Origin of the sequence: Mycobacterium ahvazicum (genome assembly GCF_900176255.2) — a bacterium.
In the GTDB taxonomy this organism is placed as follows: Bacteria; Actinomycetota; Actinomycetes; order Mycobacteriales; family Mycobacteriaceae; genus Mycobacterium; species Mycobacterium ahvazicum.
Window position 1 is genome coordinate 1524094 of record NZ_FXEG02000003.1, and the last position, 13390, is coordinate 1537483.

The window sequence follows — 13390 nt, forward strand, 5'->3', positions numbered from 1 at the left end:
CAGGAGGAGGGAATCGCCAATGGTTGACGTCATCAGGGGCATGGTGGAAGACGTTGTCGGCAAGGCCAAGGAAGTAGTCGGTACGGTCGCGGGTCGCAACGACTGGATCACCGAAGGCCAGGCGCAGCAAGACAAGGCAGAAGCGCTGCGCAACGCCTCGAAGAAAGAGGCCGAAGCCGACAAGGCGCGTGCCGAAGCGAAAGTTCACGAGGCGCGTCAACACGCCGAGCAGAACTAGTCCACGCGCATTCGCAAGGCCCGGTCACCCCCTCGGTGGCCGGGCCTTCGTACTGGCTGCGGCACAAGCTGTTTGGACGTTCAGCTGCTAGTTGATGAGCCCAAGCTTGCGATACGCCGATTCCATTTGAGCTTTGGCCGCCAGCGGCAGTTCGGCCTGCGGAGGCCGGGAATGCGGATACGAACCTATCGGCAGGCCCAATAGTGAGGCGGCATACTTGAACGCCCCTCCCCAGTGGGTGAAGTAGTCCGATCGCCCCGGATAGCAGGTCCACCACGGACCGACGTCGAGATCGAATTGGTCCAGTCCGGACTCGCGACCGTAATCCATTGCCTCGAGCAGCTTGTCGGACATCACCAGATCCCAGTACTCGGAAAAGAGTCGCCGGTGCGGGGTTTCGAACAGGTAGCCGGCGGTACCCAACTGTGCCGGACAGACGATTCCGTCCCGCAGCCATCCGGCGCGGTAGACCGTCTTGTCGCATTCCCACACCGCCAGACCCGGTGCCAGTTCATGCAGCATTCTGCTCGCCGCGGGCCGGAACGCGCCCTCCTTGGTGGCGCATACCGCAGGCACCTCATCGTAAATGCGGGCGCTTTCGGCTGGCGTCAGCACATAACCCGAGGACGGGGAATTGAACATGCCCAGCGCGATATCCGTCCGCGCGGCAACGTATTTGAAGAAGCGCAGCACGCCGTCGCCGCCGTGTGCCTCCATCATCGGTGTTTGGATGTAGACGATGTCCGCACCGGAGGCCTGGGCGTGCAGAGTCAAATCCAGACAGTCCTTGGCTGACATGGCCGCCGTGCAGGACTGCACCACCACATCGGGATTGATGCGGCGCGCCTCCTCGATCGCCACCTCCAGCAAGCGCTTGCGCTCGTCGTTGGTCAGCGACCAGAACTCGGAAAGCCCGCTGGTGCACCACAACATCGGGTGCCCGAGATCGCCGACGCAGTACCGCACCAGCGTCCGGTAGGCGTCCCAGTCGATGTCGTCACCGTCGGTACCGCAAAACGGCGTGTAGAGGGAGTCGCCGATTCCCCGCAGTGCTCCGCGCGCCCAGGCGCGTGCCTCAGTAGCTGTCGCCACAATCCACTCCTTTTGTCGGCCAAGCGATTTGAGTCAGGTGAAGTCCGAACCACCGTCGACGTTGATGTTTGCGCCGGTCATGTAGGAGTTGCGCCGCGATGCGAGAAATGCGACGACGGGTCCGATCTCTTCCGGCAGGCCGGCACGCGGCATATGCGCCGGATGCCCAAAGTGCTTGTCGATGGCCTCCATCAGACGGTAGGGGTCGCTACCGTCGACACCGACCGAGTCGGCCCAGCCGACGAGCGACTCGGAGGCGATGCTGCCCGGAGACACCACGTTGACCAGGATCTCGTGTTTGGCGAGCAACAACGACAGGTTCTTCGACACGCTCGTCAGCATCGACTTGGCCGCGGTGTAGGCGGGCAACATCACACTTTGCCGCTGCGTCGAATGCGCCGAAAAGTTGACAATCCGCGCCCACTGCGCCTTGCGCAGCAGGGGGAGCGCCGAACGCACACAGCGCACCATGCCCAGCACGCCGTCTTCGACGGCCTCGCGCCACTGGTCGTCGGTCAGCTCTTCAAAGCTGCCCGGCGCTCCGGGCCCGACCGTGTTGATCAGCACGTTGAGTTCGCCGTCCCAGCGGGTGGAGATCTCGGCGAAGACCCCGTCGACCTCGGCGGCGTCCCCGATGTCGACCGCGAACCCAACCGCGTCCGGACTGCCGCGTTCAGTGAGATCCGCCACCGCGTTGTCGAGGACGGCTTGGGTTCGGCCGACCAGCGCCACCCGTGCGCCGTCCTCGGCGAGGCAACGGGATGCGGCCAAACCCATGCCACGGCTACCGCCGACAACTACTGCTGTCGCATTCCCCAGACCTAGATCCATCGAGATTTCCGCGGCTCATGCGGTGCGGCAGCCGATGGCTTGCGTCCGGTCATCTTCGCCCGTCCAGCCTTCTATACCAAAAAGCCTACGATAGGTATTACAGTAGCAGATGGAAAAGCGTACGAGAGCCCGGTTGACGGCCATACCCGAATGGCGACACGCCTACGTATACGCAGGTGGGAGCACATCTACCGGTAGATTTGAATCAATCGGTGGCACGATTTCCAACCGTACGCGCAGGATACATTTTGATGGAGGTGCCCGTAGTGGCAAAGCAGGCAACCGCTGATAAGCGTCAACGACGCGAACGCGGGTCCATCAACCCCGATGACATCATCAGCGGCGCATTCGAACTCGCCGAGCAAGTCTCGATCGACAACTTGAGCATGCCGCTGCTGGGCAAACACCTCGGCGTCGGAGTCACCAGCATCTACTGGTATTTCCGCAAGAAGGACGACTTGCTCAACGCGATGACCGACCGCGCGTTGAGCAAATACGTGTTCGCCACGCCCTATGTGGAAGCCAGCGATTGGCGCGAAACCCTGCGCAACCACGCCCGCTCGATGCGTAAGACGTTCATGGGCAACCCAATTCTGTGCGATCTGATTTTGATTCGCGCGGCGCTGAGCCCCAAGGCGGCCCGACTCGGCGCCCTCGAGATGGAGAAGGCGATCTCCAACCTGGTCGAGGCCGGCCTCACGCCCGAAGACGCCTTCGACACCTATTCGGCGGTTTCGGTCCACGTCCGCGGCTCGGTGGTACTGCAGCGGCTCTACGAAAAGAACCAGTCCTCCGACGTCGGCCCGCGCGCCATCGAGGACGCCGTTGCCATCGACCCGGAAAACACTCCGCTGCTCGCGCAGGTGAGCCGGATAGGTCACCGGATCGGTGCGCCGGATGAAACCAATTTCGAGTACGGCCTCACCTGCATCCTCGACCACGCCAAACGATTGATCGACGAGGGGTCAAAAGCCGCCAAGTCGACGACATCCCGGCCGCGCAAGGCGACGAAGTCGGCCTCTCCACGTGCCCGAGCGAAGGCAACCGCGGACCGTTAGGCGCGAATTTCCTTGCTAAGCTTCGGGTTCCGGCACATGAAAGTGCTCGTCGCGTAGCCGGAACGCCTCCTTGGTGCCGTGCTCGGCGCGGGTTTTGACGAAGTTGAATTCGTCCGGCCCGAATTGCAGGTTGGTGCCGTAGGCGTGGAAGAGATAGCTCGCGACTTCCTCACCGCTGTACGCCTGGGATTGCTCGACGAGGCGGAATGCTTCCTTGGCGATCACAACTCCGTCGGCGGGCATCTTCGCCGCCTTCTCGGCCCAGTAACGAGCACGCGCAGTCACGGCGCCGGGATCGCAAGTGTCGGTGAAGATTCCGAAATGTTCGAGCTCGCCCGCTTCGATGACGTCGCCGGTCAACAGCAGGCGCCGCGCCAGGACCGGGCCCAACCGGTGGAAGAACATGTGCAGGCTGCCGAGCGCGGGTCCCAGGAACCGGGTCGCCGGCATGCCGATCTTGGTGTCACGCGCGATCACCGAGATGTCGGTCATCAGCGCCATCTCGAAACCGCCGCCCAAGGCGTACCCCGATATCTCTGCTACCGTCACCTTCGGGAAGCCCATGAAGTTGTGGTAGAAGCTGAATGACTTGCGGTCCACCGCAAGTCGCCTACGCTGGCTGGGCCGGCGCTTGGGGGCGGCCGCGTCGGGCGCCTTGGACTTCTCGTCATACCAGCCGTATGCGTTGTTCATGTCGGCCCCGGCGGAAAAGACTCCCTCGGCTCCGCGCAGCAGTACCACAGTCAGATCGTCGTCTTCAGCCACCTGATCCAGGCACCGGCCGATGGCCTCGCGCATGGTGGCGTCATAGGAGTTGCGCTGCTCGGGATTGTTCAGGGTGATCGTCGCGATTCTCTTGCCCGGATCAACCTCGAAAAGCACGCGATCGTCGCTCGGGCCCGTCATGTCGCGGATTCCTTTCGCCGCCTGCCGAATCGATAGCCGGTCAGCTTGTCCGGCTGCGACGCCAGGGTATTGACCCGGCCGATGCACAACACTTCATCGCCACGCAGCAGCCGTGCGGTCGACTCGATGCCTCCCTCGATCTGCGATCGGGCAATCTCGAAGCGCAGCTCGGTCAGCAACGGCGTGGGCCGCCGGAAACTCACGTGCATCGATCGCGTCTTACCGGATAGTCCCATGACGCAACTGTGATGCTGGATCACGCAGTCGAAGAACACGGACAGAAAGCCACCGTGCACCAGTCCCGGCGGCCCTTCGTAGACGACGGGGAAGACGACCCGCCCCTCGGCCTTGTCCGCATCGAGGTAGTCGAACGAGTACTCCGGGAAGGACGGGTTGTAGGCGCCGATGTTCGTGGCGTGGTTGAGGTACACCCGGCGCGGGTCGTCGTCCATCTCACCGATTCGGGGCGCGTGGTCCTGCGGCGCGGCGGAGGCGAGCTCACTTTCCCATTCGCCGAACTTCGCCAGCATCGCGTCAACCGTTGGATGCGGATGTTCCAGGGAGAGCAGTAGTGAACTCAGCCGCCGCATCGCGCGGGCGGCCGCCATGGTTTGAGCAAGGGGCATCTCGCCGAATTTTGCGTCATCGGCGCGTACCGGTGTCCCCTCGGGCATTGGCGCCGCTCCTGTTCATCCTGTGCATCGTCGCCGGCGCGGGGCATGGTCCTCTTCCGCCGGGTATGACCCGGTTGTTCCGTCGGCAGCGTTTACTTGATAACTTATACAGCGTATCAATCGTATTGCCTACTGTATGGGTAACCGTATCGCTGAGAAAGGCCGGATTCGACGGTGAGTCACGACGCCGATGCGGCCGACGCCGAGGGGTCGGTGATCCCACGTCGGGACGGCCCGATTCTGCGGCTCACTCTCGATCGCCCACAGCGGCGTAATTCTTTGACCCACTTGATGATCGAGACGTTGGTCCGCGTACTGACCGATGCCGCCGCCGACGACTCGTTGCGCGCGATCCACCTGCGCGGCGCCGGCGAAGACTTCTGCTCGGGCGCCGACTGGGTCGCTACCAACAACGGCAGTCGACAGCGGCCGCGCACCGGGGACCTGGTGCGCCGGATTCCACACGCCGCGCACCGGCTGATCGAGCTGGTGCAAACCATCCACCTCCCGGTGGTCTGCACGGTTCGGGGCTGGGCAGTGGGCATGGGTTGCAATCTCGCCCTCGCCGCCGACTTCGCCGTGGCGGCCGACGATGCCGTGTTCTGGGAACCGTTCATCGAACGGGGTTTCAGCCCGGATTCCGGTGCGAGCTGGCTGCTGCCCCGACTCGTCGGGATGGCGCGGGCCCGGCGCATGCTGCTGCTCAGCGAGAAGGTGGGCGGAGCCGACGCGGCCGACTGGGGCTTGATTCACCAGGCCGCCCACCCGGCCGAACTCGACGACACCGTCGAGCAGCTGCTGGCGCGCCTCGCCGACGGGCCGACCGTCGCGCTCGGACTGGCCAAGCAAGCCCTGAACTACGGCCAGCACGCGTCGTTGGGCGAGTCCCTGACACAAGAGCTGTTCAACCTCGAATTGTCCTGTCGGACCAATGATTTCAAAGAGGGCCTGGAAGCCTATCGGCAACGACGCGTGCCGAAATTCGATGGACGCTGAAGGGAACAAGGATGCCTGCTGACTCGTTCGACACCATCAAATACGAGGTCGACGGGCACACCGCCACGATCACACTGAACCGGCCGGAGGCGCTCAACGCGCTGAGCCCGCACATGGTCTCCGAGTTGCGCGCCGCCTACCACGAGGTCGAAAACGATGACAGCGTCTGGCTGACCATCGTGACGGGTACCGGACGCGCGTTCTGCAGCGGGGCCGATGTCAGGGAGATTCCCAAAGACGGCAAGGTGATTTACGAGCGGCCGTATCTGTCGACCTACGACCAGTGGGAGGCCCCGCAGGAAGGCACTCCCCCGTTCCGCACGATGGCCAAGCCGATGATCACCGCGGTGAACGGAATCTGTTGTGGCGCAGGCATGGACTGGGTCACCACGACAGACATCGTCATCGCATCCGAACAGGCGACGTTTTTCGATCCGCACGTCAGCATCGGGCTGGTGGCCGGCCGTGAATTGGTGCGGATCTCCCGGGTGCTGCCCCGCTCGATCGCCTTGCGAATGGCCTTGATGGGTAAGCACGAACGGATGAGCGCCGGGCGCGCGTACGAGCTCGGATTGATCAGTGAGGTCGTCGAGCACGACCAGCTGCTGGGCCGTGCCCGCGAGATAGCCGACATCGTCAACTCCAACGCGCCACTGGCGGTTCGGGGCACCCGGTTGGCGATTCTGAAGGGCTTGAACGTGCCGTTGCACGAGGCCGAGATCATGGCCGAAACCTTCCGGGAACGGGTGCTGCGCACTGAGGACGCCGCCGAAGGCCCTAAAGCCTTTGTAGAGAAGCGCAAACCAAACTGGCAGTGCCGTTGAGTACCCCGCGTTTCGAAACCATTCTGCTCGACGTCGGCGCGGACGACCACGTCGCGACCATCACGCTGAATCGTCCCGATCAGCTCAATGCGTTCAACCGCACGATGTGTGAGGAGATGGCCGAAGCGTGGCGCACCGTCAGACTCGACGAGTCGGTGCACGCGGTGGTGCTGCGAGCCGCCGGCAGCCGGGCCTTCAGCGCGGGCCTGGACATCAAGACGCCGTACGGGCAACCCGAAAACGTATGGAATCACCAGGATCCCGGCGAACTGCTCAGCCCCAAGTGGCAGAAGTTGTGGAAGCCGGTGGTGTGCGCCGTTCAGGGCATGTGCACCGCTGGTGCGTTCTACTTCATCAACGAGTCCGATGTGGTCATCTGCGCAGATGACGCAACGTTCTTCGACTCACACGTCTCGGTGGGCCTGGTCTGCGCACTGGAGCCGATCGGCCTGATGCGCCGCATCGGTCTGGGCGAAACGTTGCGCATCGCATTGATGGGCAACGACGAACGGGTCAGCGCCGACACGGCGTTGCGGATCGGCTTGGTGTCCGAGGTCGTCGCGACCGACCAGCTCTGGAGCCGAGCCCACGAGATCGCCGCGGTGATTGCGGCCAAGCCGCCGTCGGCCACGCAGGGCACCGTCAAGGCGATCTGGGAATCGCTGGACAGGCCGTACCGCGCCGCCATGGAGCAGGGGTTGATCTACACCCGGCTGGGCAACCCCCTGGGCACCGCCGAACTGGCGGCGCAGCAGGGCGCCGATGCCAAGGCTGCGAATCCAAAGATCCGCTGATGAGCCGTCATCCGCTGAGTCGACGCATCGCCGACGTACTGGAGCTGCGGCCGAGCGCACCCGCGATCGAGTACGACGGCCGATGGCTGTCGTGGGGAAGGATCGCCGACGCGGCCCGGCACATGGCGTCGGTGACCGCCGAACACCGCCACGACCCCGCGATCGGGATGCTGCTGCGCAACCGGCCGGGCCAAGTGGCGGCGTTCCTCGGCGTGCTGCTGGGTGGCGGGACAGTGGTCACCATCAATCCATCGCGGGGCGACGAGCGCACCCGAGCCGACATCGCCGCACTCCGACTGCCCCTGGTGGTCGGCGAGCCCGAAGATCTGGCTACCTTGGTCACGCCCGGCACGCCGACCATGCCGATCTCCGGATGCCTCGCCGAGCCCGGCGAGCCGGTACGCGAGTGGCCCACGGCCGCAACGCAAATCGCGGTGCGGATGCTGACCAGCGGAACGACGGGTCCGCCCAAGCGAATCGACCTCGGCTACGACATGCTGGCGCGCAGCGTGATGGGTCCGGACCCCGATCAGACGCCGGCGCCGCAGGAACTGCGCCGCGGTGTCGCGATCATGAACTCACCGCTGGTGCACATGGGCGGCGTCTTCCGGGTCCTGCAATGTGTCACCGAAGCAAGATCCTTTGTGCTGCTGGAACGCTTCGAGCTCAACGCCTGGGCACAGGCGGTGCGCACGCACCGGCCCCGCGCTGTCTCGCTGGTGCCGGCCGCGTTGCGGACGGTGTTGCATTCCGAGCTGTCGCGTGCCGATCTGGACAGTATTCGAGCGGTCACCTGCGGCACCGCCCCGCTGTCGGCCGACGACGCCGACGCCTTCACCCAGAAATATGGCATACCTGTCTTAACATCTTATGCTGCAACAGAATTCGGTGGCGGGGTGGCCGGCTGGACCCTGGCCGACTACCGGCAGCATTGGGCCACCAAACGCGGTAGCGTCGGGCGGGCCAACCCGGGCGCCCAGCTGCGGGTGGTCGACGACGCCGGCACGCCACTGGGAGCCGACCAGGTCGGGCTGCTCGAGGTCAAACCGGGACAACTGGGGCGTTCGGTGCCCTGGATGCGGACCACGGATTTGGCGCGCATCGACGCCGACGGCTTCCTCTGGATCGTCGGGCGCGCCGATCAGGCGATCATCCGCGGCGGCTTCAAGGTGATGCCCGACGACGTGCGCGTCGCATTGGAGGGCCATCCGGCGGTAGCGGGCGCGGCCGTGATCGGCCGGCCCGACGCCCGTCTGGGCGAGACACCGGTCGCGATGGTGCAACTGCGCGACTCCGGCGGCACCGATACCGATGCGTTGGTGCAGTATCTGCGAACGCGGTTGGCCCGCTACGAGATTCCTACCGCGATCGCGATCGTCGGTGAGATTCCGCGTACCCCGTCGGGTAAAGCCGACCTGAGTGAGATCCGCCGGTTCTTCGACGAATCCGCGGCGCAGCGCGATCATGCCCGGTGATTCGACGGTCGCCGACGTCCTACGGCAGCAAGCCGGCTCGCGGGACAACCACCCGCTGCTGGTGTGCGACGCAGAGCGGATCAGTTACGCCGAAGCCGACATCGCATCGGCGGAGCTCGCCCGCGGACTGATCGCCCTCGGCGCGGGCAAGGGGACCCATGTGGGCGTGCTCTACCCCAACGGCACCGAGTTCGTGGTTGCGATGCTGGCCGCCGCCCGGATCGGCGCTGTGGTGGTCCCGTTCTCGACGTTTGTCACCGCCCGCGAAATGGGCGAGCAACTGGTCGACAGCGATGTCGAAATACTGCTGACCGCGGCGTCTTTTCGCTCCCACGACTATGCGCGGCGGTTGGCCGAGGTCCTCCCGAACGTCGATCTCGACTCCCGGTTGTTTTCACCCGCCGCCCCGCAACTGCGCCACGTTGCAATCACTCACGAGACGGTATGCCGACGAGCCGGCACCGTCGACCCCGAGCTGCTGCGGGCGATGGAAGCCGACGTCTACGGCTGCGATCCGCTATCGATCGTCTACACGTCGGGATCGACCAGCGCCCCCAAGGGCGTGGTGCACACCCATGCCGCGCTGCTGGGACATCAACGCAACCTCAACAAGATTCGCGGATTGACGCCCGCCGACAAACTGTTCTGCAATTCGCCGTTCTTCTGGATTGGCGGGTTCGCGTTCGGTCTGCTGGCCAGCCTGGTGGCCGGTTCGACCTTGGTGTGCTCCAACGCCACCGACGCGGGGGCGATGCTGGATTTGCTGGAAGCCGAAAAGCCGACGGCGACCAACGGATTCGCGGCCGGCATCGCACACCTGGCCGACCACCCGAGTTACCCCGGACGTGATCTGTCGTCCATGCGGCGCGGCAACCTCTACCCGATCATGGCCCCCGACACCAGGCCGGCCGATCCGGAGCTGCGGCACAACATGCTGGGCATGACCGAGGCCGGTAGCGTCGTGCTGATCGCCGAGGACGAATCCGATCAGCCCGAAGCGCGGCGCGGATCGTTCGGCAAGCCCGCACCCGGATTCGAGACGATGCTGATCAACCCCGATACGGCCGAACGCGTCGCCGTGGGAGAGGTGGGCGAACTCTGCATCCGCGGGCCGTATGTGATGCAGGGCTACTACAAGCGGGCGCGCGAAGAGTGCTTCGACGCCGACGGCTGGTTGCACACCGGCGATTTGGTGCGCACGGATAGCGACGGCTTCGTCTACTTTGCCGGCCGGCGCAGCGCGATGATCAAGACGGCCGGCGCCAACGTCTCGGCGGCCGAGGTGGAAAAGGCCATCGCCAAGGTCACCGACGGAGCTGCGGCGTACGTCATCGGCCTACCCGACCCACGACGCGGGCAACTCGTCGCCGCGGTGGTGGTCCGGCCGGACGGCGCCACTGCGCTGGACACCGTGACGTTGAGCGAACGACTCAAATCCGTACTGTCCGCGTACAAGATCCCCAAACGGTTCATCAGCTTGGCACGCGCCGACGTCCCGCTGATGTCCAGCGGCAAGGTCGACATCCAGCGCCTGAAGCAGCTCTTCGATGCCTAACACCATCGACGCGCTGGTCCGGCTCCGAGCCGGCCGCGACGGGGATTCGCCGATGGTGATCGATCCCACGTCTCGGCTTAGCTACCGCGAACTCGATTCGACTACAAGCGATTTGGCGGCGGCATTCATCGAAGCCGGCGTCGGCAAGGGTACCCGGGTCGGATTGATCATGCCCAACAGCGTCCGTTGGGTGCGGATCTCCATGGCGCTGGCCCGCATTGGCGCCGTGCTGGTTCCGTTGAGCACCCTGCTGCGGGCCCGCGAACTCGTAGCGCAGCTGCGCATCGCGGCCGTGCAGTTCCTGGTGAGCGTCGACCAATTCCGGGGCCATCGCTATCTCGACGACCTCAAGGCGGTACCGCAGGCCGAACTGCCTGCGCTACGCCACGTTTGGTCGACCGGGCAGCTTGACAAGGCTGATGCGAGTGATCGCGCCCGCCATATCGTCGACGCCATGACCGCAACGGTGACCGCCGCCGACCCGCTGGTCATCATGTTCACCTCCGGCAGCAGCGGAACACCCAAAGGAGTCATGCACTCCCATGGCAGCGCGTTGGGCGCCGTGCGGTCGGGACTTGCGGCGCGGTGCATCACCTCCGAAACCCGTCTCTATCTGCCGATGCCGTTCTTCTGGGTGGGGGGTTTCGGCAGCGGAATACTGTCCGCCCTGCTGGCCGGCGCCACCCTGGTGACCGAAGAACTCCCCCGGCCCGAAACCACGCTGCGATTGCTGGAACGCGAGCGCGTCAACCTGTTTCGCGGCTGGCCGGATCAAGCCGAGGTACTGGCCCGGCACGCGAGCGCAGCCGGCGTAGACCTGTCGGCACTGCGACCGGGCAGCCTGGAAGCCCTGCTGCCGCCCGAGCAGCGAGCCGCGCCCGGAGCTCGAGCCACGCTGTTCGGCATGACCGAGGCTTTCGGGCCGTACTGCGGCTACCCCGCCGACACGGATATGCCGACGACGGCGTGGGGCAGCTGCGGAAAACCGTTCGACGGCATGGAGGTCCGCATCGTCGACATCGACAGCGGCCAGCCCCTCGCGGTGGGTACCACCGGGATGATCCAGCTCCGTGGACCGCACACGATGCGGGGGATCTGTGGTCGCGGTCGCGAAGAGCTGTTCACCGTCGACGGCTTCTACCCGACCGGCGACCTCGGCCATCTGGACGAGGACGGATTCCTGTTCTACCACGGGCGATCCGACGACATGTTCAAAGTCAGCGGCGCGACGGTCTACCCGAGTGAGGTCGAACGAGCGTTGCGCACGATCGAGGGCGTCGATAATGCCTTCGTCACGAATGTGCCTGGCACCACGGGGGAACGGGTAGGCGCGGCGGTGGTGCGCGGTGATCGTGGGCTGACAGCCGCGCGGCTGCGCAGTGCGGCGAAGGCCGCGATGAGTTCGTTCAAGGTGCCGACGGTGTGGCTCCTGCTGGACTCCGATGACGACGTTCCGCGGGGCGGCACCGGCAAGGTCGACATCCGCCGGCTGCGCGAAATGCTGGCCGATGCGGACCGGCGCTAGGGCACCCGGGTCCAGGGTTGACAGTTCAGCGACTCGAAGGCCTTCACCGAAGTATTGATATTCGCGAACATCGGACCGATCGAGGTGTTCGTCTGCAGTACATGATCCTTGTTCGCATCGGGGGTGCTGTAGGTGAACCACGAGCACATCGAATCCTGGGTCGGCACATTGTTGATCCACACTCCGAATGCCGAGCCCGATCCGCCGGTGTGGTAGAGACCGGGTGCGATGTCAACCCCGACGACAAAGACGCCATTACCGGGGATCGGGTCGAGCAAATCCGCATGCGCCGGTGCCGCGAACGCGATCGCCGTCGCGGTTGCAACGAAGAGGGCCGATACCCGAAGTGTTGGAGTCATGTTGTTCTCTCCATTCGTTGCCCACCCTGATGGCAGCGTATGCCCCGCCCCGCCCCAGCAACAAGCGATGGCGACGGCTACCGGCGAACCCCCGATACCGCCGAGCGTGGCAATCGGCCGGCGCGAGAGTGTCCGCTCAGGACATCACCGTGGACCAGTACGTCGAAAGCCAGATTCAGCCGCATGGGCCTGCTCACCGACTGACGCCAGGTGAGTCGGGTACCACCATCCGCCGGCTCGCTCGTAAGCCCTTGCAGCGCAACGGTTTCGTCTTTGTAAGTCGCCGTACCGGCGAGCCCGTCGCGCAGCTGCGTGAACGCGTACTGCACCGCCAGTGTTCCGATCGGAGTCTTGATCGTCACGTCCCAGTCGCCGTCGATGCTCAACTAAACCTCCACAGGCTCTCGGCCCACGGGCCGCCATACGGTGCCGCGCCGTTCGTATTCGAAGAGTTCCTCGACGGCGTGCGCGATTCGAGGACCGTAGAGGCGATCGAGCAGATGCAGGGCCAGGTCGAGTCCCGACGTCACCCCGCCCGCTGTCACGAGATCTCCGTCGTCAACGACTCGGGCCGCCACCGGGTGCACACCTGCGGCCTCGAGCAGATCCAGACCCAGATGATGCGTCACGGCGTGGCGTCCTTCGATCAGACCCGACATCGCCATCACCACCGAACCACCACACACCGCCGCCATGGTCACGTCGGGATTGGCAAATGCCTTGTGCAGCAGTGGAGTCAGCTCCGTCTGCGCAGCCCGTGCCAACAACACCGGAATGGTGTCGACGCCGTCATCGGGGTCACCAGCGATCGGCCCGCTGGCACCGGGGACGATCACGCACCCGGGTTCGGACGGATCGAGCACGGCGGTGGCGGCCAGCGTCAAACCGCGGGTCCCGCTGGTCACGCGGCGAGGGCCTTCCGCCGCTACCAATGTCACCCAAAGCTCGCCCGCGACCATATCCGAGCCGGCGGCCAGAACCTCGAACGGAGCGATGACGTCCAACGGGTCGAAGCCGTCGTACAACACGATTTGCGCATGCACCCGGCTATGTTCGCCGGTCG

At 65.0% G+C, this 13390-nt stretch carries 15 protein-coding genes; 8 read left to right on the forward strand and 7 right to left on the reverse strand.

Annotated elements, in window-relative coordinates:
• Window positions 1-19: 19 nt before the first annotated feature.
• Window positions 20-238 (forward strand): microaggregate-binding protein 1, encoded by a 219-nt coding sequence (gene mbp1 / locus MAAFP003_RS19700; RefSeq protein ID WP_096289503.1) that lies wholly within the window; start codon window positions 20-22, stop codon window positions 236-238.
• An 87-nt stretch (window positions 239-325) separates the two neighbouring features.
• Here mbp1 and MAAFP003_RS19705 read toward each other — a convergent pair whose 3' ends face one another.
• The gene (locus MAAFP003_RS19705) at window positions 326-1330 is read right to left on the reverse strand and encodes a dihydrodipicolinate synthase family protein (RefSeq protein ID WP_096289504.1); all 1005 of its coding nucleotides are present in this window, start codon (window positions 1328-1330) and stop codon (window positions 326-328) included.
• Between the two features lie 33 nt (window positions 1331-1363).
• Window positions 1364-2161, reverse strand: coding sequence for an SDR family NAD(P)-dependent oxidoreductase (locus tag MAAFP003_RS19710; protein WP_096289505.1), 798 nt, complete (start codon window positions 2159-2161; stop codon window positions 1364-1366).
• Between the two features lie 251 nt (window positions 2162-2412).
• Here MAAFP003_RS19710 and MAAFP003_RS19715 point away from each other — a divergent pair, with 251 nt between their 5' ends.
• On the forward strand, window positions 2413-3219 hold the full coding sequence (locus MAAFP003_RS19715) for a TetR/AcrR family transcriptional regulator (RefSeq protein WP_096289506.1): 807 nt from the start codon (window positions 2413-2415) through the stop codon (window positions 3217-3219).
• 15 nt (window positions 3220-3234) lie between these two features.
• Here the strand turns inward: MAAFP003_RS19715 and MAAFP003_RS19720 are convergent, their stop codons facing one another.
• A complete protein-coding gene (locus MAAFP003_RS19720) occupies window positions 3235-4125 on the reverse strand; it encodes an enoyl-CoA hydratase/isomerase family protein (protein WP_096289507.1) in 891 nt (296 codons plus the stop codon).
• Window positions 4122-4799 carry a hotdog family protein gene (locus MAAFP003_RS19725; protein ID WP_096289508.1) on the reverse strand — a complete coding sequence of 226 codons (678 nt, stop codon included), beginning with the start codon at window positions 4797-4799 and terminating at the stop codon, window positions 4122-4124. Before MAAFP003_RS19725 ends, MAAFP003_RS19720 begins: the two co-directional genes overlap by 4 nt.
• Before the next feature lie 174 nt (window positions 4800-4973).
• Here MAAFP003_RS19725 and MAAFP003_RS19730 point away from each other — a divergent pair, with 174 nt between their 5' ends.
• The 6 genes from MAAFP003_RS19730 to MAAFP003_RS19755 are packed head-to-tail and all read left to right on the forward strand — an operon-like array spanning window position 4974 to window position 11968.
• The gene (locus MAAFP003_RS19730) at window positions 4974-5795 is read left to right on the forward strand and encodes an enoyl-CoA hydratase/isomerase family protein (protein WP_096289509.1); all 822 of its coding nucleotides are present in this window, start codon (window positions 4974-4976) and stop codon (window positions 5793-5795) included.
• A gap of 11 nt (window positions 5796-5806) precedes the next feature.
• The gene (locus tag MAAFP003_RS19735) at window positions 5807-6619 is read left to right on the forward strand and encodes an enoyl-CoA hydratase/isomerase family protein (RefSeq protein WP_096289510.1); all 813 of its coding nucleotides are present in this window, start codon (window positions 5807-5809) and stop codon (window positions 6617-6619) included.
• A complete protein-coding gene (locus MAAFP003_RS19740; protein ID WP_096289511.1) occupies window positions 6610-7413 on the forward strand; it encodes an enoyl-CoA hydratase/isomerase family protein in 804 nt (267 codons plus the stop codon). Before MAAFP003_RS19735 ends, MAAFP003_RS19740 begins: the two co-directional genes overlap by 10 nt.
• Window positions 7413-8888, forward strand: coding sequence for a class I adenylate-forming enzyme family protein (locus MAAFP003_RS19745; RefSeq protein WP_096289512.1), 1476 nt, complete (start codon window positions 7413-7415; stop codon window positions 8886-8888). Before MAAFP003_RS19740 ends, MAAFP003_RS19745 begins: the two co-directional genes overlap by 1 nt.
• Complete coding sequence (locus MAAFP003_RS19750) at window positions 8878-10443, forward strand: class I adenylate-forming enzyme family protein (RefSeq protein WP_096289513.1); 1566 nt, start codon at window positions 8878-8880, stop codon at window positions 10441-10443. The genes MAAFP003_RS19745 and MAAFP003_RS19750 overlap by 11 nt, the downstream gene beginning before the upstream one ends.
• Window positions 10436-11968 carry a class I adenylate-forming enzyme family protein gene (locus MAAFP003_RS19755; protein ID WP_096289514.1) on the forward strand — a complete coding sequence of 511 codons (1533 nt, stop codon included), beginning with the start codon at window positions 10436-10438 and terminating at the stop codon, window positions 11966-11968. The genes MAAFP003_RS19750 and MAAFP003_RS19755 overlap by 8 nt, the downstream gene beginning before the upstream one ends.
• Here the strand turns inward: MAAFP003_RS19755 and MAAFP003_RS19760 are convergent.
• From MAAFP003_RS19760 to MAAFP003_RS19770, 3 genes are all read right to left on the reverse strand, one after another.
• Complete coding sequence (locus MAAFP003_RS19760; RefSeq protein WP_096289515.1) at window positions 11965-12327, reverse strand: Rv1352/Rv1906c domain-containing protein; 363 nt, start codon at window positions 12325-12327, stop codon at window positions 11965-11967. The two genes, MAAFP003_RS19755 and MAAFP003_RS19760, sit on opposite strands and share 4 nt — an antisense overlap.
• A gap of 77 nt (window positions 12328-12404) precedes the next feature.
• Window positions 12405-12713 (reverse strand): hypothetical protein, encoded by a 309-nt coding sequence (locus MAAFP003_RS19765; RefSeq protein WP_096289516.1) that lies wholly within the window; start codon window positions 12711-12713, stop codon window positions 12405-12407.
• Window positions 12714-13370 (reverse strand): DJ-1/PfpI family protein, encoded by a 657-nt coding sequence (locus MAAFP003_RS19770; RefSeq protein WP_096289517.1) that lies wholly within the window; start codon window positions 13368-13370, stop codon window positions 12714-12716.
• Window positions 13371-13390: the final 20 nt, after the last annotated feature.

Bases quoted from the DNA above. Each gene is read 5' to 3' on its own strand.
- mbp1 (WP_096289503.1), top strand. From the start codon at position 20: ATGGTTGACGTCATCAGGGGCATGGTGGAAGACGTTGTCGGCAAGGCC.
- MAAFP003_RS19710 (WP_096289505.1), bottom strand. From the start codon at position 2,161: ATGGATCTAGGTCTGGGGAATGCGACAGCAGTAGTTGTCGGCGGTAGC.
- MAAFP003_RS19715 (WP_096289506.1), top strand. From the start codon at position 2,413: ATGGAGGTGCCCGTAGTGGCAAAGCAGGCAACCGCTGATAAGCGTCAA.
- MAAFP003_RS19720 (WP_096289507.1), bottom strand. From the start codon at position 4,125: ATGACGGGCCCGAGCGACGATCGCGTGCTTTTCGAGGTTGATCCGGGC.
- MAAFP003_RS19725 (WP_096289508.1), bottom strand. From the start codon at position 4,799: ATGCCCGAGGGGACACCGGTACGCGCCGATGACGCAAAATTCGGCGAG.
- MAAFP003_RS19735 (WP_096289510.1), top strand. From the start codon at position 5,807: ATGCCTGCTGACTCGTTCGACACCATCAAATACGAGGTCGACGGGCAC.
- MAAFP003_RS19745 (WP_096289512.1), top strand. From the start codon at position 7,413: ATGAGCCGTCATCCGCTGAGTCGACGCATCGCCGACGTACTGGAGCTG.
- MAAFP003_RS19750 (WP_096289513.1), top strand. From the start codon at position 8,878: ATGCCCGGTGATTCGACGGTCGCCGACGTCCTACGGCAGCAAGCCGGC.
- MAAFP003_RS19755 (WP_096289514.1), top strand. From the start codon at position 10,436: ATGCCTAACACCATCGACGCGCTGGTCCGGCTCCGAGCCGGCCGCGAC.
- MAAFP003_RS19760 (WP_096289515.1), bottom strand. From the start codon at position 12,327: ATGACTCCAACACTTCGGGTATCGGCCCTCTTCGTTGCAACCGCGACG.